Origin of the sequence: Streptomyces griseorubiginosus (assembly GCF_017614965.1) — a bacterium.
GTDB lineage: Bacteria > Actinomycetota > Actinomycetes > Streptomycetales > Streptomycetaceae > Streptomyces > Streptomyces griseorubiginosus_B.
Window position 1 is genome coordinate 1 of record NZ_WVUG01000155.1, and the last position, 20197, is coordinate 20197.

Annotated in this window: 14 protein-coding genes, 1 tRNA gene, 1 other RNA gene and 1 pseudogene; 5 read left to right on the top strand and 12 right to left on the bottom strand. The window is 69.5% G+C overall.

Annotation, left to right across the window (positions count from 1 at the left end; all coding sequences use genetic code 11):
- Both GRC12_RS26145 and ffs read right to left on the bottom strand, forming a co-directional pair.
- Positions 1–1300: DNA polymerase III subunit gamma and tau (locus tag GRC12_RS26145; RefSeq protein WP_208781806.1), on the bottom strand; the 1300-nt coding region annotated here is incomplete at its 3' end.
- Between the two features lie 54 nt (positions 1301–1354).
- Positions 1355–1453: signal recognition particle sRNA small type (ffs, locus tag GRC12_RS26150), an RNA gene on the bottom strand.
- Positions 1454–1525: 72 nt separating this feature from the next.
- On the opposite strand from ffs, the gene GRC12_RS26155 reads away from it, so the two are divergent.
- From GRC12_RS26155 to GRC12_RS26170, 4 genes are all read left to right on the top strand, one after another.
- Positions 1526–1610, top strand: a tRNA-Ser gene (locus GRC12_RS26155).
- A 435-nt stretch (positions 1611–2045) separates the two neighbouring features.
- On the top strand, positions 2046–2363 hold the full coding sequence (locus GRC12_RS26160) for a hypothetical protein (protein ID WP_208781807.1): 318 nt from the start codon (positions 2046–2048) through the stop codon (positions 2361–2363).
- Between the two features lie 439 nt (positions 2364–2802).
- Positions 2803–3315 carry a hypothetical protein gene (locus tag GRC12_RS26165; protein ID WP_208781808.1) on the top strand — a complete coding sequence of 171 codons (513 nt, stop codon included), beginning with the start codon at positions 2803–2805 and terminating at the stop codon, positions 3313–3315.
- A 330-nt stretch (positions 3316–3645) separates the two neighbouring features.
- Positions 3646–5067 (top strand): ATP-binding protein, encoded by a 1422-nt coding sequence (locus tag GRC12_RS26170; protein WP_208781817.1) that lies wholly within the window; start codon positions 3646–3648, stop codon positions 5065–5067.
- Positions 5068–5314: 247 nt separating this feature from the next.
- Here the strand turns inward: GRC12_RS26170 and GRC12_RS46750 are convergent, their stop codons facing one another.
- On the bottom strand, positions 5315–8383 hold the full coding sequence (locus tag GRC12_RS46750) for an FG-GAP repeat domain-containing protein (RefSeq protein WP_208781809.1): 3069 nt from the start codon (positions 8381–8383) through the stop codon (positions 5315–5317).
- Positions 8384–9166: 783 nt separating this feature from the next.
- On the opposite strand from GRC12_RS46750, the gene GRC12_RS26180 reads away from it, so the two are divergent.
- Positions 9167–9586, top strand: coding sequence for a plastocyanin/azurin family copper-binding protein (locus GRC12_RS26180; RefSeq protein ID WP_208781810.1), 420 nt, complete (start codon positions 9167–9169; stop codon positions 9584–9586).
- An 11-nt stretch (positions 9587–9597) separates the two neighbouring features.
- Here GRC12_RS26180 and GRC12_RS26185 read toward each other — a convergent pair whose 3' ends face one another.
- The 9 genes and pseudogenes from GRC12_RS26185 to GRC12_RS45780 all read right to left on the bottom strand — a co-directional run.
- Positions 9598–10377, bottom strand: a complete 780-nt coding sequence (locus GRC12_RS26185; protein WP_208781811.1) for an Fpg/Nei family DNA glycosylase — start codon at positions 10375–10377, stop codon at positions 9598–9600.
- Between the two features lie 57 nt (positions 10378–10434).
- Positions 10435–12438: a beta-galactosidase gene (locus GRC12_RS26190; protein ID WP_208781812.1), complete on the bottom strand. Its 2004-nt coding sequence runs from the start codon at positions 12436–12438 to the stop codon at positions 10435–10437.
- Positions 12435–13748, bottom strand: coding sequence for a glycoside hydrolase family 36 protein (locus GRC12_RS26195; RefSeq protein ID WP_208781818.1), 1314 nt, complete (start codon positions 13746–13748; stop codon positions 12435–12437). The genes GRC12_RS26190 and GRC12_RS26195 overlap by 4 nt, the downstream gene beginning before the upstream one ends.
- A 39-nt stretch (positions 13749–13787) precedes the next feature.
- Positions 13788–14672 carry a carbohydrate ABC transporter permease gene (locus tag GRC12_RS26200; RefSeq protein ID WP_208781813.1) on the bottom strand — a complete coding sequence of 295 codons (885 nt, stop codon included), beginning with the start codon at positions 14670–14672 and terminating at the stop codon, positions 13788–13790.
- On the bottom strand, positions 14669–15646 hold the full coding sequence (locus GRC12_RS26205; protein WP_208781814.1) for a carbohydrate ABC transporter permease: 978 nt from the start codon (positions 15644–15646) through the stop codon (positions 14669–14671). Before GRC12_RS26205 ends, GRC12_RS26200 begins: the two co-directional genes overlap by 4 nt.
- A gap of 14 nt (positions 15647–15660) precedes the next feature.
- Complete coding sequence (locus GRC12_RS26210) at positions 15661–16977, bottom strand: ABC transporter substrate-binding protein (RefSeq protein WP_208781815.1); 1317 nt, start codon at positions 16975–16977, stop codon at positions 15661–15663.
- 214 nt (positions 16978–17191) lie between these two features.
- Positions 17192–19156, bottom strand: coding sequence for a copper resistance CopC/CopD family protein (locus GRC12_RS26215; RefSeq protein ID WP_208781819.1), 1965 nt, complete (start codon positions 19154–19156; stop codon positions 17192–17194).
- Positions 19157–19285: 129 nt separating this feature from the next.
- Positions 19286–20044, bottom strand: a complete 759-nt coding sequence (locus GRC12_RS26220) for an SDR family NAD(P)-dependent oxidoreductase (protein WP_208781816.1) — start codon at positions 20042–20044, stop codon at positions 19286–19288.
- Positions 20041–20197: pseudogene (locus tag GRC12_RS45780) on the bottom strand (cupin domain-containing protein); the annotation flags it as partial. The gene GRC12_RS26220 and the pseudogene GRC12_RS45780, both read right to left, overlap by 4 nt.

Here is a 20197-nt window from a genome sequence, read left to right on the forward strand (position 1 = left end):
CCCCGGAGCCCCGTACCGCCGCCCTCGCCGCGGCAGGACCGCCGCCGGGAGGAACCGGACCGGCCGCCATCGGTCCCGCATGCGCCTCCGGGCCCGGTACGTAGCCCATCGCGGGCGCGCCCGCGCCCGAGCCCGAGAAGTTGACGCCTCGCTCCAGGCGGTCGAGGCGGGCCATGACCGAGCGTTCGTCACCGTAGGCGGCGGGGAGCAGCACGCGCGCGCAGATGAGTTCGAGCTGGAGGCGGGGCGAGTTGGCGCCGCGCATCTCGGTGAGGCCCTCGTTGACGAGGTCGGCCGCGCGGCTGAGCTCGGCCGCGCCGAAGGTGCTCGCCTGGGCCTGCATCCGCTCGATGACGTCGGCGGGGGCGTCGATGAGCCCCTTCTCGGCGGCGTCCGGCACGGCGGCGAGGATCACCAGGTCGCGCAGCCGCTCCAGCAGGTCGGCGACGAAGCGGCGCGGGTCGTTGCCGCCCTCGATGATCCGGTCGACGACCTCGAACGCGGCGGCGCCGTCTCCGGTCGCGAAGGCCTCGACGACGGAGTCGAGAAGGGAGCCGTCGGTGTAGCCGAGGAGGGAGGTGGCCATGGCATACGTCACACCCTCCTCCCGCGCACCGGCGAGCAACTGGTCCATGACGGACATCGAGTCACGCACGGAACCCGCGCCGGCGCGCACGACGAGGGGCAGGACGCCGTCCTCGACCGGGATGTTCTCCTTCTGGCAGACCTGGCCGAGGTAGTCCCGCAGGGTCCCCGGCGGCACGAGCCGGAAGGGGTAGTGGTGGGTCCGCGACCGGATGGTCCCGATGACCTTCTCGGGCTCGGTGGTGGCGAAGATGAACTTGAGGTGCTCCGGGGGCTCCTCGACGACCTTCAGCAGTGCGTTGAAGCCCGCCGACGTGACCATGTGGGCCTCGTCGATGATGTAGATCTTGTACCGGCTGGCGGCGGGTCCGAAGAAGGCCTTCTCGCGCAGCTCACGGGCGTCGTCCACACCACCGTGAGAGGCCGCGTCGATCTCGATGACGTCGATGGAACCCGGGCCGTTCCGCGCCAGGTCCCGGCAGGACTGGCACTCTCCGCAGGGCGTCGGGGTGGGTCCCTGCTCGCAGTTCAGGCAGCGGGCCAGGATCCGGGCGCTGGTCGTCTTGCCGCATCCGCGCGGGCCGCTGAACAGGTACGCGTGATTGACCCGGTTGTTCCGCAGCGCCTGCTGCAACGGGTCGGTGACATGCTCCTGCCCGATGACCTCGGCGAACGACTCCGGGCGATAGCGGCGGTACAGCGCGAGAGACGACACGCCTACGAGGTTATAGGCGCCCACTGACAACCAGCCCCGCCACCGTGACCCCGGAACGCGAGCGCCCCCCACGCACCCGCCAGAGCCAACCTACCCTTGCTGCCTTCCGGCCCTGGGGGAGTTCAGTCAGATAGCGCCGCGTGAGGGGCTCCGCACAGAGTACCCGACGTCAGCGGGTGGGAACGAGTTCGCGAGCACTCCTCTCGGTCATGTAATGTTTCCGGCGGAGGATTCGCCTAGAGGCCTAGGGCGCACGCTTGGAAAGCGTGTTGGGGGCAACCCCTCACGAGTTCGAATCTCGTATCCTCCGCAGCCGCCTGAACAGGCGAAACGAAGAGCCGAGCCGCGATTGCGGCTCGGCTCTTCGGCGTGGACCGGTTGCATTTTTGGTTGCACTTACAGCCGACATTCAGAACGTATCGGCGCACAGCCGAGCGCACGCTTCCGATCACGGCGGCTGGTCGGCACCGGCTGTGGCGGACCCCTACGGAACTGGCGGTAGATGCCGCGACGGTTACCGACGGCCAGGATCCACACGCCGATGTGGCCGTCCTGGACGGTGTGGACGACACGGTGGTAGCCGCCCCTGAGCCGCTGGCGCAGGCTCCGGTCAGCCCTGCGCGTTGCAGTCGAGGCGGGCCACAAGCCGCCAACGCTCGCTGGGGGGAACCAGCCCTCGTGCGGCACCCGCCAACCATGGGGTCCGCCAGAGACTCTGGCAGCGCTGGATGCTGCGCTGGAGCAGTTGCTCGCGGGCACGACCTCCGAGGAACTGCGCGGCATGCCGGCAGTGGGCGTCAAGCCTCCGGGCACCAAGCCGCAGCGACTGGCCGCACTCGTGGAACACCAGGGCGACCGGGAGCGGGTCGTCGCGGTGGTCGCGACAGCCCCCGCCGACGGCCCGGAAGTTGCTCGCGCGCGAGCCGCGGCCGTGCCGAGCCAATGGCAGTTCATCCTGTTCGGCGCTGTCGGCCCCGGCCTCGCACGAGGCGCCCGGTGGGCACTGGACCGGGGACTCCTGATCCAGGACCGTGACCGCTACAGTCCGGCCCGTTTCCCATAGGCCGAGTGCCGCCTGTCGAGTACCGCTACTCATGCCCGCACATCGTTGTGCCGCCAAACATAGTTCACCCCATTAGGGATGAATCCCAGCGGAAATCCCCGAAGCACAGTTGCCGCGACCCATGATTTTGCGTAGGCCCTATCCGACGGCGCGAGAGGAAAGCCATGCGCGATGTCTTCGCTCTAATCACTGAACGAGTTCTGCGCGACTGCGGCGGAGAGCCCATCTGCGCACATGTGGGCGATGTTCAAGCGTGTGCAATCAAGAGCCATCCCACGTATCAAGTTTTGCGCGACAAAGTTCGACTTGGTCGATCGAAATCCGTAGCCAGCTTGCGGCTCTGGGAGTCCGTGGGCACTTTGGCGAGAGAGAGTGACCGACGGGAGCGAGAAAAATGGTTGATGATCCTGCTGGATCTACTGACTCCATACTTTGGGGGATGGTCGAAAGAGTTGGCACGAAAATGGCACTACGATGTCTCCGACTGCGCGCCTCGTCGATCATTGACGCCAGCACGGTGCGGGATCCGGATGCCAATGAGAGAATTCGTGGGGAGCGCGCAGGCGCCCTGTTGCAACGAATGGGAGTAATGGACCACGTCAAGACCCTTCATGACAAACTCCGCAGCGGCTGCCGTGATGGGGTAGATTCTCCCGCCATTACTCCAACACAGGCAGGGCGGTCATGGGTGGATGGAAAGAATCTTTACTACCGGATTTCTGATCTCCTGCCGCAATATGTTGGCTTCAGCGAGGCTGCCAATATTATTGGCCTTTCAGAATCGCAAGCATCAAAGCTGGCCAGGAAGGGGTCCCTCCCCTTCAGGGTACTCTGGATTGGCAATAGCCGGGTCGTGTCGGTCAATTCGCTTATGCACATCTTGGGCATCCAGGACGCCATCGTGCATCCCGATGATGTAGAAAATGGCGCTTCTCATGTCGGCGAAGAATAGAAATTCGACGAATGCTTCCGCTGCCAAGGTGGACCGGTACTCTGCGGCTGCCTCGCCAGGCTCGACGGACGAGGCAGGGCAATGTCGAGCCGTGCCGCGGCCCGAAGCACCGTCACGCCAGCGCCGCGGACAAGTCCGCCGACGTCGGCCTCCACCTGCTGGCAGACCGACTGCTCAAGACCACGCCGAAGACACCCATCGTCGCCGGTACGCGACCAACCTTCCCCACTCCCATATCCACAGCGTCATGAGCCTCATGCTCGAGCGAAGAGGGAGATGGTATCTCTGGAGATAGTATCGCTAGAGATACTATCTCCATCGGGAGTCTCCATGCGTCGTTTCATCGGGCGGGAACGCGAGCTGAACGTGCTCGGCAACGCCTTGCAGGCGGTTCACGACGCCGCCGGGTCGGCGAAACCCGGTCAGTGCATCCTCATGCGCGGACGGAGGCGGGTCGGCAAGTCCAGCCTCGTCGAGGAGTTCATCCGGCGGACCGAGACGCCGTACCTCTTCTTCACCGCGGCGGGCGGCACGGCGGAGGACGAGCTGACGGAGCTGCTCGACGCCGTCGCCAGATCCACCCTGCCGGAGCGGGAACTGTTCTCGGAGGAGACCCCGGAGCAGTGGAATGCGGCACTCAGGCTGCTTGCGGAGATCCTGCCCGACGACACTCCCAGCGTCGTCGTCATCGACGAGGTTCCGTATCTGATGGACCGCATCGACGCCTTCGAGGGCATGCTCCAGCGGGCATGGGACCGGCTGCTCAGCCGCAAGCCGGTGCTTCTCCTCCTGGTCGGGTCCGATCTGTCGATGATGGAGGCTCTGAACAGCTACGACCGGCCCTTTCACCAGAGAGGCCGGGAAATGATCGTGGGGCCTTTGAACCCGGCCGACATCGGCGAAATGCTCGGCCTGTCTCCGGCGGCCGCGTTCGACGCCGCTCTGATCACGGGAGGTCTACCTCTGATCTGTGCCGAGTGGCGGGCCGGAGCGGATGTCTGGGAGTTCCTCCGCGACTCACTGGACAACCCGATCTCGGCGCTGCTGGTCTCCGCTGAACGGTCACTGGCCGCGGAGTTTCCACCGCAGGCGATGAGCAGGGAAGTCCTGCGGGCCATCGGATCCGGGGAGCGAACCTTCACCAACATCGCTCGCGCGGCGGGCGGCATCGCGCACACCACTCTCACTCGAGCCACTGACGTCCTGACCGAGAAAAGGGTCGTGGCCGCCGAGCTGCCTCTCTCGCTCAGGCCGTCGAAGGAACGCCGTTACCGGGTGGTCGACCCCTACCTGCGCTTCTGGCTCGCGTTTCTGGATCCGCACATGGCGGAGATCGAGCGGCTGCGAGGGGATCTCACTCTGAGCCGGATCAAGGAGCAGTGGACGAGCTGGCGGGGCCGCGCGATCGAGCCCCTGGTCCGGGAATCCCTCGCCCGCCTCCTGCCGGACGAGCTCCTGCCCGCCGCTCCGGCGATCGGCGGGTACTGGACCCGCAACAACGACGTGGAAATCGACTTGGTGGGCGCCGACCGGCAGCCGGTGGCCAAGCAGTTGCTCTTCCTCGGCTCGGTCAAGTGGTTGGAAAACTCCGCGTTCGACAGCCACGACCTGGCAGCACTGCAGAAGCATCGGGCGGCGGTCACCGACGAGCCAGTACCGCTCGTGGCGGTCTCCCGCAGCGGGATCAGATGTTCCGGTCTCCAGGCGGCCTACGGCCCCGACGAACTGCTCACCGCCTGGCGCAAGGTGTAAGCAGGGCTGGGCTTCTATGGTTGCCATTTGGAAAGCGTGTTGGGGGCAACCCCTCACGAATTCGAATCTCGTATCCTCCGCCAGTGCCTCACCGGGCACGATGTCGAAGGGTCCCCTGGAAACAGGGGCCCCTTCGTCGTTGTCCTCAGACCCGTTGTCCTCCAGGCCTGCAGCTCCCGGGACCCGTGTCCTCCAGGCCTGCAGCTCCCGGTGGAGCTGCAGGCCTGGAGGGTGCTGTTCCGGACCGTCAGTACAGCGCCTTGTAGACGCCCCAGCCGCTGCCGATCTTCACGCGTGCGCCGAAGCCGCCCTTGCCGTTGCCCGCCCAGCGGTACAGGTTGCCCGCGGTATCGCGGGTGAGGAGGTCGTTGCGCCCGTCCTGAGTCAGGTCGCCGACGCCGACCAGGGCGTTGTAGGCGTTGAAGCCCGAGGCGATCTTCACGCGCCCCCCGATGCCGCCCTTTCCGTTGCCGTACCAGCGATAGAGGTTCCCGGCCCTGTCCCGGCCTAGGAGGTCTCCGGTGCCGTCGCCGTTGAGGTCGCCCACGCCCACCAGCGCCGTATAACCGGACAGTCCGGTGCCGACGCGCACCCGGGACTTGAACGTGCCCTTGCCGGTGCCGGCGTAGAACCACAGGGCTCCGGACCGGTCACGGGCCAGCAGGTCGGACCGGCTGTCACGGTTGAGGTCCCCCGACGACGTCAGCACGTTGTAGGTGTTCCAGCCCTTGCCGATGACGGTGGACTTGTTGGTTCCCCGGGCGAAGTACACCTGCCCGAAGCCCCAGTACGCACGCAGTTCCCCGGTGGAGTTGCGGACCAGCATGTCCGCGAACCCGTCGCCGTTGAGGTCGCCGGCCGGCACCAGGGTGGAGGAGGTCGGCCAGTCCGCGGTGTAGCTGCGGTCGTAGAAGTACCCCTTGGGATGCCCCTCCCATGTGTCGGTCCGGCCGTCCTTCCGGACCGCCACCATGTCCGGAAAGCCGTCGCAGTCGTAGACATGGGTCGGCAAGGCGCCGCACGTCACGTCCAGGCCGCCGCTTCCCACCCGCACCGGCACGGTTGCCCCGTTGACCCTCGCGGTCAGCTGCCAGGTGTAGAGACCGCTCGGGGCGGGAGCACCGTTCGACTCCCGGCCGTTCCACGAGGCCGAGATGCCGTTGAGACCGCGTTCGGCCCCGCCGCTCACCACAGCCACCCGGCGCCCGGTCGTCTTCTGGGAGATGTCCAGCTCCCAGGAGTCCACGGGGCGGCTGAGCAGCAACGAGGCCGTCCAGGTCGAGTAGTACGACGAAGTGGTCCTCGGCGCGACGCTCCCGGAGGTGTACGCCTCCCCTATCACCGGAGCGGAGTCCGGTACCCCGTCCGCGGTCACGTGCACGCGGCGATCGGTGTCCACGTAGGCGATGTGGCCGCTGTACTTGTCCACGGTCCACGTGATCCTGCGGTCGTCCGCGAGCGTTCCGGCCGGGAGGGCGGCTATGGAGCGCTCCGCGAGCGGGCTGCCGGTGTGGAAGTCCGTCAGCTCGAGCTCGCCCGCGTCCCGGTCGTGCCGGACCACGTAGCCGTCACCGAGCATGGCGGGGCCTGGCGGCACGGCGAAGCCGCGGTTGTTCGTCAGGTCGTACACCCCGGCCTGCTTGTCGGCACCGCAGGACCAGTAGAGCCAGCGCGCTGTCGCCTGCAGTTCGGTGGGCACGCAGGCGGCACCGGTCCGCACGGTGCGCACGGGTTTGCCGGGAGTGGCCGCGTCCGCGGTCAGCCGCTCCGCGGTCAGCGTGCCGGGGCTGCTGGAGGTCGCGCTCCACAGGGTGGAGTACCAGAGCGCCGCGGCCTGCACCGGGCGGCTGCGTACGACCTTTTCGTGACCCGGGTCGATCAGATACTGGGTTCTGGGGGACCCGCCGTCCACCACCACGTACCCATCCGACGCGTCCCGGACCTCGCCACCACTTCCGGGCAACGGCACCTCCATGTGCGACGTGTAGGCGTCCACACGGGTCTCCAGGTACGTCCGCCCTGCTGTCTCGGACAGGAAGGACAGGCCGTACCAGTTGCCCTCGACGGTCCGCACGCAGTCCTCGCCCGTCGCACAGCGCACGGCCGAAGAGGGCATGCCCGCGGGCAGGGGCTTGGCCGCTCCCGCGACGGGGACCGGCCCGGTACCGACGTCCTGCTGGAAGAGGGTGAGCTTGCCGTCCGTGCTGTCCACCCGGTTGAGGGTGCCCCGGTACAGGTTCAGTCCCAGGACCTTGGCGATCACCGGGGGCAGCGGCTGGACCACCTCGTGCGCCGGCGGCCCGTCGGAGCCGGAGGCGAAGCGGTGCACCGCCCAGTCGCCGGTGCCGGAGCCGCCGACGAGCAGGGCGCTCCCGTCCGCCGTCTGCGGCGGGGAGTCCGACACGAGCGCGATGTGGTCGAGTGTGGTGCTCGGCTCCCCGCCGTCGAGCGGCCGGGACGTCAGCCGCCGGCCGAGGGTGGTGCCCGAGGTGGTGTCCGGGCCCGAGGTCAGGAGGGTGCCGCCGAGGAGGGCCACGGGGGCCTCGTCGGCGGGCAGCGGGAGTTCCTGTGCGCCGGAGGACACGTCACCGCGGGGCAGCCAGCGCAGTCCGGTGAAGCCGTGCCCCCACCAGGCGATGCGGTCGTTGCTCAGCAGGATGCGCAGGCCTTGGCCGCTCATCGCCTCCGGGAGAGGGGTGATCACGGCGGTCCCGGGGTCCAGCAGGCCGTAACGGTACGCGCCGTCCTGCCGGAAGGAGATCACCGCGCCCCGGTCGTCCGTGGCGCCCTGCTGCAGGGAGAGGCTGCTCAGCTGTGCACCCGCGGGCAGGCCGGTGATGTGCAGCGGCTGCGCGGGATCGGTGCCGGTGTCGAGGAGCACACCGGCGGAGCTGGTGGTGCTGGTCGCGGACTCCAGCGCCAGCACCTTGCCCGCGACGGTCCCCCGGAACGTGTACCCGGCCGGGAGCTGCGCCTCCCGGCGCTCTCCGGTGTGCGGATCGAGCAGGGTGTACCAGGCGGTGCCCCGGGCCGGGCTCGGTGAGACGGCGAGCAGGTCTCCGCCGGCACCGACGGGGCGTACGAGCGCGTTGGCCGGCAGGGTCTGCAGGCCGGGCACCTGCGTCGAGGTGCCGCTCGCGAAGTCGGTCCAGGTGTAGCCGTCCCGGCCCTCCTGCTGGTGCAGGAAACCGGTGCTGCCCGCCGCCAGCGGGGTGTCCGCACGAGGTGTGGCCCGCTCGGGGGCCGGGATCACGACCTCCTGGGACGAGTCCGCCGCGGTCGCCGTCTGAGCGGCCCACGCGGACGGCGCGTCCACGGCGAGCGGGATGGCCGTTCCCGCGACCGCCAGAATCGTGGCGGCCGCACCGGCCCTGATGCCCGCGCCACCTCTGCGGCGGCGACCTCCGTGCGGTGGTTCAGTCGACGTCCGGGTCAATGCCCCCACGTCTCCCCCTCATTGATGTGATGATCTGCCGCCGCGCGGCGCCCCGCCGCGGCCTGACGCGCTGCCGCGTCCCCCCTGGTGGCCGCGGTGGATCTTGTCGGCCGCTTGTGCGGTAGACGCTAGCCGATCAACGAAGTCCCAGTCCGCCCTGTCGGGATCACGATCAGACAACCCGACGACGCCCCGGCGGGGCGGCCTTGGGAGGGTCAGGAGGAGCAGGGAGAGGGACAGGGGCACCAGGCCGTACCTGGATGGCACCCGGGAGGCGTTCGTTCAGGGCGGTGACGCCGAGGAGGGCGGCCACCGCCGGTTCCGTGCGTGTCGAGGGGCAGGACCAGGGTCAGGACCAGCAGGGCCGCCGTCCCGAACACCGCGCCCATCACCGCGTCGGACGGATGACCGAGATGAAGATGGGGGCGGGGCCGCCCAGGAGACCGGTGCGAGACGGGCGCGCGGGAGACAGGGAGAGCGTGCGGTTCGGCACAGTCGTGAACTTCCGTCGTCGAATGCGTCTGGGACTGGTTCGAAACGGGCGCACGACAAAGTCCCCTGACCGCCCTGTGGGCGTTGGGGTGCAACAACGTGTCTGATTGTGAACAAAGCGACCTTCGGCCTCGTACCACCCAATAAAGCCCGAAGGGGATGATTCACGTGGTGATCTCGACCCGAGTCGCACTCCGTACGACGGCGCTGGCGTTCTCCGCCGCGCTGGTCCTGGCCGCCTGTTCCAGCGGAAGCGGCAGCGGTGGCGGTGGCGGCTCCAGCAGCGCGGCGGGCGCGGTCAAGGCCGGGTCCGGGACGCAGGTGACGGTCACCGAGACCGAGTACTCACTGAAGCTGTCCCGGAACTCCTTCACGCCCGGCACCTACACCTTCACCGCCGACAACGCCGGCAAGGTCACCCACGCCCTGGAGATCGACGGGCCCGGAGTGTCGGACGTGAAGACCAAGAACCTCTCGGGCGGCGGCACGGCGGCGCTCACGGTCACCCTCAAGAAGGGCACCTACGAGCTGTACTGCCCCGTCCCCGGCCACAAGCAGCTCGGCATGGACACCCACATCAAGGTCTCCTGAGGCGTTTCCGGTCACGGCTGGCAGCGCGGGCACCACACTGTTCCCCTGCCCGCCGTACGGGACCGCCGTAGCGGGGTGCCGCAGCGTGGGCAGGTCGGGGTGCGGTCGTCGCGGTGGCCGGTGAGCCAGGAAGGGCGTGGGGGGACGCGGCCGGCGGTGACCGATGAGCGCAGGGTGCGGCGCATCTGTTCGTAGAGGCGGCGGCGGTCGGGCCCGGTGAGTTCGTTCGCCCGGATGCCGGGGCGCAGGCCCGCCCGCCACAGGATCTCATCGGCGAGGAGGTTGCCGAGTCCGGCCAGGGCGGACTGGTCGATGAGGACCGTCTTGACGGCGGCCCGGCGCTCCGAGAGCACGGACTCGAACTCCGCCCGTCCCACCGTCAGCGCGTCGGGCCCCTGACGGGCGAGCATCCGCTCGACCTCGTCGCCGCCCCACGCCAGCCACAGCCCCTGCAGCTTGCGCTGGTCGCGGAAGCGGAGTTGGCGCCGGGCGCCCACGCGGAACAGGACCCGGTCGTGGGCCTCGGCCGCGTCCTCGGGACGGGCGCACACCAGGCTCCCGGTCATTCCGAAGTGCAGCATCAGCGTGGGGCCGCCGGTGTGCGCGAGCAGCCACTTCCCGCGCCGCTCGGACGCCGTGAACCGCCGCCCCTCCAGCGCCTCGCAAAACCCGCGCACGCTCGTCCCGTGCAGTACGCCCGCGTCCCGCACGTCGATCCGGCCGATGACCCTGCCCTGCGCGCAGGACACGAACACCTGCCGGAAACCCTCGACGTCCGGCAGCTCAGGCATGGCAACAGCACAGCACCGAGCCGCCCTGCCCGCCACTCGGGCCGCGGCAGCTCCCCCTCAGCCCCGCAACGGCTCCCGTACCACCGCCACCTCGCCCGCCGGCACGGTGACCGAACCGGTCGCGGGCTTGCCGGAGAGGAGTTCCGTCGCCTCCGGGGAGACGGGGATGTGCGCGTCGCGGTCGGTGTGGTTGATCAGGAACAGGTAGTCGGCGTCCGGGCCGCGGCGCCGGGCCACCTCCACGCCCTCCGGGGCCTCGCGCACCGTCTGTACGCCCGCCTCGGTGCGGATGCGGTCGAGCAGCGCGGCGAGGGTGGCGGGGTCGGGGTGGGTGGCCAGGTACCAGGCGGTGCCCGAGCCGTGGGCGTTGCGGGTGATGGCGGGGACGCCGGCCAGCGGGCCGTCCTGGTACGACGTGACCGCCTGCGCGCCCTCAAGCCGTACCCGCTCCGACCACAGCGTGCCCGTGCCGCCGTCGCTCAGGCGAACCCGCTCGTCGGGCAGCAGGGGGAAGAGTTCGTCGGTGTGCACGCCCAGGGCCTCGCGGAAGGCGCCCGGGTAACCGCCCAGCCGGACATGGCAGTTGGCGTCCACCATGCCGCTGTGGAAGCCGACGCCCAGGGTGCCGCCGCGCTCGGCGAAGCCGGTGAGGTTGGCCGCGCCCTCGTCGTCGATCAGGTAGAGGGACGGGGCCAGGACCAGGCGGTAGGAGGACAGGTCGGCGTCGGGGCGTACGAAGTCCACCGCCACGCCCGCCCGCCACAGCGGCTCGTACCAGGACCGCACCAGGTCCAGGAAACGGAGTTCGGCGCTCGGCTGGGAGGGGAGTTCCAGCGCCCAACGGGCGTTCCAGTCCCAGACGATGGCGACTTCGGCCGTGCCGACCGCGCCCCGCACTTCCGCCAAGGCCCGCAGATCCGCGCCGAGTCGGACCACGTCCCGCCAGATCTGGCTGTCCGTGCCCGCGTGCGGAAGCATCGCGGAGTGCCACTGCTCGGCGCCCGCCTTGGCCGCCCGCCACTGGAAGTAGGCGATGCCGTCGGCACCGCGGGCCACGTGGGACAGGGCGTTGCGGCGCAACTGCCCCGCGGTCTTGGCCCGGTTGACCGGCTGCCAGTTGACCGCGCCGGTGGAGTGCTCCATCAGCAGCCAGGGGCCGCCCGCCAGCGAGCGGACCAGGTCGCCGCTGAGCGCGATGTCGATCTCGGAGGCGGTGTCGGTGGACTGCAGGTAGTGGTCGTTGGAGACGATGTCCAGCTCGGGGGCCCAGCGCCAGTAGTCGAGGGCGTCGAAGCTGAAGTTGACCATGAAGTTGGTGGTGGCCGGGGTGTCCGGGGCCGCCTCCCGCAGGACGTCGCGCTCCGCCTCGTACAGCGAGAGCAGGGCGTCGCTGCAGAAGCGGCGCCAGTCCAGCCGGTGGGTGGGGTTGGGGACCGCGCCGGTGGCGCGCGGGGGCAGGATCTGGTCCCAGTCGTAGTACCACTGGCTCCAGAAGGTGGTGCCCCAGGCGTGGTTGAGGGCGTCCAGGCTCGCGTACCGGTCCTGCAGCCAGTCGCGGAAGGCCGCGGCGCTGGTGTCGCAGTAGCACTCGGCGTTGTGGCAGCCGTACTCGTTGTGGACGTGCCACATCACCACGGCCGGGTGGTCGGCGTAGCGGCGGGCCAGTTCGCCGGTGATCCGCAGGGCCGCCTCGCGGTAGGCGGGGCTGGACGGGCAGAAGGTCTGGCGGCTGCCGTACGACAGCCTGCGGCCGTCCTTGTCGACCGGCAGGGCGTCCGGGTGCGCGACGAAGAACCAGGCCGGCGGGGCCGCCGTCGGTGTCGCGAGGTCGGCGGCGATGCCGTGGGCGTGCAGCAGGTCGAGGATGCGGTCGAGGCGCGAGAAGTCGTAGGTGCCCTCGGAGGGTTCGAGCAGCGCCCAGGAGAAGATGTTGACGCTGACCATGGTGACCCCGGCCTCGGCCATCAGGCGCATGTCCTCGGCCCAGACCTCCTCGGGCCACTGCTCCGGGTTGTAGTCGCCGCCGTAGGCGATGCCCGGCACGTTCAGGGCGCGGCTCACTTCGCGCCTCCCGACAGCAGACGGCGCGTGGTTGCCACGCCCCACTCGTCCAGGGACAGCAGACGGTCGCTGGAGGCCATCAGACCGCCGGTCGCCTCCACGTGCGCAGCCCAGCGCTCACGCGTCTCCACGGCCGGGCGGGCCATCAGGCAGTCCGGGTCGTTGATCCAGAACCGGCCGTGCTGCCACTGGCGGCCGGAGCCGGTGAACTCGGCCGGGTCCTGGCCGGGCTGGCTGTAGTCGTCCGCCTCGGGGCGGCGGTGCGGGGCCGTGTCGGGGCTCACCCGCATCGCGTCGAACAGGCCGATGGAGGGCAGGATGGGCGCCCCGCAGCCGAGCAGGTACGCGTCCGGGCCGATCGCCTCACGGATGAGCTCGATCCCCGAGCGGTACGCCGTCAGCGCGTCGACGGAGGCGTGCCGTACGCCCTCCAGCGCTCCCGCGTAGAGGAAGTCGACCTTGAAGTAGTCGTAGCCCTCGGCGCGCAGGGTGCGGAAGACCTCGGTCAGGCAGGCCGCCGCCTCGGGGTGGGTGGTGTCCAGCACCCTCAGGTCGTGGCCCCAGTTGCGGCCGGCGTGCGTGAAGCCGCCGTCGGTGTCGCGGACCAGCCAGTCGGGGTGCTCGGTGGCCAGTTCGCTCGCCGGGTCGACCAGGAAGGGGGCCGTCCAGATACCGGCCCGCCGGCCGCGCGCCCGGATGGCGTCGGCGATGCCCGCACGGGAGCGGAAGCGCCCGGAGAGGGTGAGCCAGTCGCCGAGGGCGCTCTGGTAGCCGTCGTCGATCTGCACCACGTCGACGGGCAGGTCGAGGGTGTCCATCGCACGGAGGTTCTCGTGGATGTCGTCCTCGGTGACCTCGGTGAAGTACTCGTACCAGGAGCACCAGACCGTCGGTGCCGGGCGCGGCGGCTCGACGCCGAGGCTCTCGGCCCAACTGCCCAGCGCCTCCTGGATGTCCGTGCCCCTCCACTCCTTCACCGCGCCGTCCGCGCTGACCTCCGCGAGGCCGTCCGCCACCGTCAGGCGGATCGACGGAACCTCGCCCGTGGGGTCCACGGCCGCCCAGAGCCGGGTCGGCGAACCGTCACCGGGATCGAGTGCCAGCAGGCCCTCGCCCTGGAAGACGCCCTCGGGAACGGTGACGCCCGGGCGGTAACAGACGGTCGCCCAGTTGTCGTTGGTCGGGCGGTACGGCTTCTCACCGAGGGCGTAGGCGCCGCTGGGGCTCCAGGACTGCCAGCCCTCCTCGTGGACACGGGCGTTGGCCGGGTCCACGGGGACGGAGGCGACGGGGGTGAAGGGGTGGTGCACGGGGGTCTCTTCCATGTGAAGGGCTCGGCGTCGAGGGGGTCAGCCCTTGTTGGCGCCGAGGGTGAGGCCGCTGACGAACTGGCGTTGCAGGACGAAGTAGACGATCAGGGTGGGGATCGCGGTGAGGAGGGCGCCGGCGGCGACGAGGTTGGGGTCGGTGAAGTACTGCCCGGAGAGGTTGTTCAGGGCGGAGGTGATGGGCATGTTCTCGCCGGTGGAGATCAGCACGATGGCCCAGAAGAAGTCGTTGTAGATCCAGATCGACAGCAGGGTGGCCAGCGCGGCCATGGCGGGCTTGCACAGCGGCAGCACGATCTGCCAGTACATCCGCCACACGGAGGCGCCGTCGACGAGGGCGGCCTCGGTCAGTTCGTGCGGCAGCATCCGCATGTAGTTGCTGAGCACGAAGGCGCAGAAGCCGGACTGGAAGGCGACGTGGATGAGGACCAGGCCGAGGGCGGAGTCGTAGAGCTTGCCGCTCGCCGTGATTCCGGGCAGGTCGATCAGCAGGTACATCCGGTACAGCGGGGTGATGATGACCTGCTGGGGCAGGAGGTTGCCGGCGGTGAACACCAGCAGCAGGAAGAGGTTGAGGCGGAAGTCGAAGCGGGAGACGTAGAAGGCGACCATCGAGGACAGCAGCAGGGTCAGCAGCACGGCCGGCACCGCGATGATCAGCGTGTTGCCGAAGTAGTGCAGCATGTCCGACTGCGTGAAGGCGTTCTTGAAGTTGTCGAAGGTCAGCTTGCTGGGCCAGGACACGTAGCCCTTGTCGCTGGTCTCGGAGTAGGGGCGCAGGGCGGCGTAGATCGCCCACAGCAGCGGCGCCAGCCACGCCAGCGACGTGGTGATCAAAAAGGCGTGCAGCAGGATGCGGGCGGGGCGCACGGGCGTGCGCTGCTTGGTGATGACAGCGGTGCTCATGCCTGGCGCTCCTTGCGGAAGGTCGCGATCAGGTAGGGGATGATGACCGCGAGGGAGATCACCAGCAGGACCACGGCGATCGCGGAGCCGTAGCCGATCCGGCTGGACTCTCCGATGATGTTGTTGGTGATCAGGATGGACAGCAGTTCGGTGCCCTGGGCGCCCTTGTTGAAGACGAACACCAGGTCGAAGGCGCGCAGCGCCTCGATGATCGTCACGACGAGGACGACGGTGTTGGTGGGGCGCAGGGTGGGGAAGATGACGTTCTTGAACGTCTGCCACTCGTTCGCGCCGTCCAGGGCGGAGGCCTCGCGCAGGGAGGGGTCGACGCCCTTCAGGCCGGCCAGGTAGAGGATCATCATGTAGCCGGTGTGCCGCCAGGACGCGGCGACCAGCACGGCCCACAGGTTGAGGTGGGGGTCGCCGATCCAGTCGATGTAGTGGCCGGGCTTGTTGGCGCCGATGATGCTGTTGATCAGGCCGGTGTCGGGGTTGTAGACCAGCTGCCACACGAACCCGGTGACCGCGAGGGAGACCACCACGGGCAGGAAGTAGGCGGTCTGGTAGACCCGGGAGAAGCGGATCTTCTTGTCCAGCTGGACGGCGAGGAACAGCCCCATCGGGGTGGGCACGAGGATGAGCACAACGAACCAGATGATGTTGTGCTCGACCGCGGGCCAGAACTGCGGGTTGCTGGTGAACAGCTGGTGGAAGTTCTGCAGGCCGACCCATTTGATGGAGTCGAAGCCGATGCCGTCCCAGCTGGTGAAGGCCAGGAGGATGGAGGCGAGGGCGGTGACCCAGACCAGGGCCACGTGCAGGATCGTGGGCACGCCCGCCATGAAGGCGAGCGTGATGCGGTCCCGGCGGGTCAGCAGGCGCTGATGGCCTCGCCGGACCCGCTGGGTGACAGGCGCGTGCCCCGGAGGCGGCACGGCCGCCTCCGGGGACTTCGTGTTGGTGTCGATGCTCAAGATGGCCGCTCAGCTCACGAAGACGCGAAGATCTGCTTCTTCTGGCGTTCGATGGACGTCAGCAGGTTGTCGATGCCCTTGGGGTTCTGCAGGAACTTCTGCAGACCCGGCTGCATCACCGTGGAGGTGAAGTCCGGCCGCGAGTCACGGTCCATGAACTGCGTCAGCGACTTCGCACCGCTGATCATCGTGTACGCCTTCTTCTGCAGCGGCGTGTACGAGGAGGTGTCGGCCTTGCTGGAGGCGGCCACCACGCTGGAGTCGGCCTTGAGGTAGATCTGCTCGGCCTCCGGCGTGCCCAGGTACTCCATCAGCTTGGTGGCGCCGGCCTTGTTCTTGGGGGCCTTGGAGACCATGAAGCCGTCGGTGGGCGCCTCCACCGTGTCCTGCCCGAACGCCGAGTTCATCTCGGGGAAGGCGAAGAAGTCGAGGTCGTCCGCGTCGGCCTTGTTGGTGAACTGCTGCGCCACGAAGGTGCCCAGCAGGTACATGCCGGCCTTCTTCGACACCAGCGTCTGCGCCGCGTCCTGCCAGGTGCGGCCCATGAAGCCGTCCTGGTGGTAGGGCAGCAGCTCCGACCAGTGGTCGAAGACCGCCTTGACCTTCGGGTCGGTCCACGACTCCTTGCCCGCCATCAGGGACTTGTGGAAGTCGTAGCCGTTGAGGCGGAAGTTGATCTGGTCGAAGGTGCCCATCGCCGGCCAGGCGTCCTTGTCACCGAACGCGATCGGGACCAGCCCGTCCTTCTTCATCTGCTTGCACAGCGCGACCAGCTGGTCCCACGTGGTCGGGATCTCGTAGCCGTGCTGCTGGAAGACGCTCTTGCGGTAGAACAGCGCCCACGGGTACGTGTACAGCGGCACGAAGTAGTACTTGCCGTCCTCGCCCTTGGACAGCTGCTTCATGGCGTCGGGGAAGTTGCCCCCGATGGTCTGCCACACGTCGTCGATCGGCGAGGCGAGGTTCTTGGCCGCGAAGAACTGCATGCGGTAGCCCGCGAACCAGGTGAACACGTCGTCCGGCGTGCCCTGCAGATACGAGTTGATCTGCTCCTGGAAGGTGTTGTGGTCCTTCGTGTTCACGTCGACCTTGATGCCCGTCTTCTTCGTGAAGGCGGCGTAGATCTCCGCGAACGCCTTCTTGGGCACCGCGTCGGAGGAGTTGGAGCCGAGGCTGACGGTCTTGGAATCCGACGAACTGCTGCCGCTGCTGCCACAGGCGCTCAGCAACGGGATGCCCGCACCGGCGAGCAGCGCGGCACCACCCACACCACGCAGCACGCTGCGCCGGCTGGGCGAAGGAAGGGAGAGACCCGAGGGGGAGAGGTCCATGTACGGCTCCTGAAGGCAGGGTTCGGCCGCCACTGCGCCACGTCGAAACAAGTCGAAACCGACCAGAAATCAACTCGACCGAACATCGTGGCGGTAATAACAGCCCCATATCCGGTCATCGGTCAAGAGCTGCCCTAGAGCTTTGTGGAAACGTAACCGACACACTTGTGATCATCCCGTTCGGGCATTCGAACAGATCGGGACGCAAAGTGACTTACTGGATACGCACGGTCTTCGAGACCGTCACCTGATCAATGTCGGATGTCCTGACGGTGACGTTCATCGTCCAGGTCCCGGCGATGGGCAGGGTGACCGAGTTGGTCCCCCAGTAGCCGCCCTGATCGGTGAGTTTCGCGTCGAGCGGGCCGACCTTCTGGGCGGGGAGCGTGAACGAGAGCCGCAGCTCGGGGATGCTGACGATGCCGCCGTCGGGGCCGAAGACCACGGCCTGCACGGAGTTGTCGCCGACGCGGCCCGGGTCGAGGGTGATCTGCACCTTGCCGTGCCCCCCGGGGGTGCCGACGTCGAAGGGCACCGTCGTGACGGAGGCCGCGGGCAGCCCGCCGGCGGTCGCGGGAGCGGCCTCCGCCTCGGCCGCCGCGCGTCCCGGCAGGGTGCCGCCGAGCACGGTGGTGATCACCAGCACGACGACGCCGACGGCGACCTCGGCGAGCACCGACCGGCGGAGGCCGCGGCGCGGGACGGAGCCGTCGGCGGCGATCGCGGGCTCCGGTGCGGCGGGCGGCGGCGGACCGCCCACGGGCTCGGGCACCCGTTCCCGTACGGCTGTCTCGGCGCCCGCGGTGACCAGCCGGGCCGTCCAGCGGCGCGAGACCTGCGCGGCCGCCAGCAGCAGCACCACGGCGGCCAGTTTGACGAGCAGCAGACGGCCGTACGTCGTCCCGGTGAGCGCGCTCCAGGAGCCGAGGCCGCGCCAGGACTGGTAGACGCCGGTGGCGACCAGGACGGTCACGCAGGCGAAGGCGAGTCGGGAGAAGCGGGTCACGACGGAAGCGGGGACCTCGGTGCGGTGCAGCTGGACCAGCAGCGCCGTGAGGCCGCCCAGCCAGACCGCCATGGCCAGCAGGTGCAGCACCGTGGACACCATCGCCGCGGGCACCTGGATGCCCGCCGAGGCGTGTTCGGCGGTGGCCCAGGTGAGGGCGAGGGCCACGGCGAAGGCGGTGGCGGCGAGAAGCGGGAGGCGCGGGGTGCCCCGGAGGGCGCCGGGAACGGGGCTGCCGGGCTCCTGGAGGGCCTGGCGGGGCGTCGGCGGCCCCTGGGCGCCCGGAGGCTCGGTGGAAGCCTGTGAGCGGTCCTCACGTTCGGCGCCCTCGGCCCGGGTGCCGGACTCGCCGGCGTCCTGCCTCCCGGCCCCCGGCTCCTCGCTCCCGCCGCGCCCGGTCTCCTCCGCCCCGGCCGTCGGCAGCAGGCGCGCCCGCGCCGGGTGTTTGCGAAGCAGTACGTACGCCACGGCCGCGAGCAGCAGCAGGGTGAGCCGGGCCAGCAGGGCCAGGCCCGGACGGCCGGTGAGGGTCCGGGTGAAGGCGGCCGTGTCGAAAGCCGTCGCCGGGCCCGTGCCGTTCTCGTACGGGGCGCGCAGCACCAGCAGGCCCACGGTGGTGCCCAGCAGGATCCACCACCCCACCACCAGCGGTTTCCGCAGCGGGCGCACATCCGTCGGGCGGCACAGCAGGGCGAAGGCGGCCGTGCCGATCACCAGCGCCACGGCGAGGTAGGCCAGATAGCGGCCGATGTTGTACAGGCTCTGGGTCGCCGGGTTCTCGACGGGACCCGTGTCGACGGTCGCCGCCGTCGCGGAGGGTTTGCCGACGGAGAAGGTGAACGCCCCGCCCACGGGGTGGCTGTCCGCCGACACCACCCGCCAGGCCACCACGTACGTCCCCTGCGCCAGCTTCGCCGGCAGGGTCACGCTCGCCGTGTCCGAACGGCCCTGCGCGTGCCCGGCCCCGCCGATGCGGACCCGGCGGTTGTCGGGGTCGAGGACCCGGAAGGAGTCGTCGAGCAGGCCGACGGACTCGGTGAAGGTGAGGGTGATGCGGTGCGGGGCCGACTTCAGGACCGTTCCGTCCTCGGGGTCGGTGGACTTGAGGGCCGCGTGGGCCGACGCGGGCACCGCGCCGCCGAGGACGAGCAGGAGGAGGGCGCCCAGCAGCACCAGGCCCCTGAGCCCGCGCCGGTCGAGTCGCCGGAGTCCCCGGCCGTCCACACCCTCACACTCCACGTCGTCTCTCCGTCGTCGGACTCGCCGCCTTCCCGGTAGGTACGGACGCGAGCCGTCGTGTTCTCACCACGTGGGCCGTGCGCACACTCCGCCGTCGACGAGCAGGTCGTGCCCGGTCACCCAGGAGGCCAGCCGTGAGGCCAGGAACACACAGGCGTCCCCCACGTCCTCCGCCCGCCCCAACCGACCGAGCGGCACGGCCCGTTGCCACCGCTCCACGCCCTCCGGCCAGGCCTCCTCCAGCCCTTCGCGTCCGATCAGACCGGGCGAGACGGTGTTGACGCGGATGCCGAACCGCCCGTACTCCAGCGCCGCGGCCCGGGCGTGCATCACCACGGCGGCCTTGGAGGCGCTGTAGTGCGCGTGCAGCGCGGCCGGTTGGCGCGCCTCGATGGACGCGATGTGGGTCACGGACCCGCCGTCCCGCTCCCGCATGACCTCCGCTGCGGCCTGCGTGCAGGCGAACACGCTCGACAGGTTGGTGTCCACGACCACCCGCCAGTCACCCGCCGTCATCCCGGGCAGCTCCTGGGTCGGCTGTACGGCCGCGTTGTTGACCAGCGCGTGCAGCCCGCCGCCCCACTCGGCCGCCTCGCCCACCACCCGCCGGCACACGTCCTCGTCCCGCAGATCCCCTCGCAGGACGACGGCACGGCCGCCCGAGTCCTCGATCCGCGCGGCCAGTTCACCGGCCGCCTCCACCGCCGTACGACAGTGGACGGCGACCGCCGCGCCCTCCTCCGCGAACCGCAGCGCGATACCTCGTCCGATGCCGCCGCCCGCGCCGGTGACCAGGGCGACCTGTCCTTCGAGCAACCTCATGGACGGCACAGTCCCGCGATCTCGGCCGCGCGGTCGGGATAACCCGCCGTGAGAGCGGCCGCGTCCCCGTGCTCGTAGCCCTCGAAGGTGAATCCGGGTGCCATCGTGCATCCGAACAGGGTCCACGCCCCGCCCGCGAGGACCCTGTTCGGA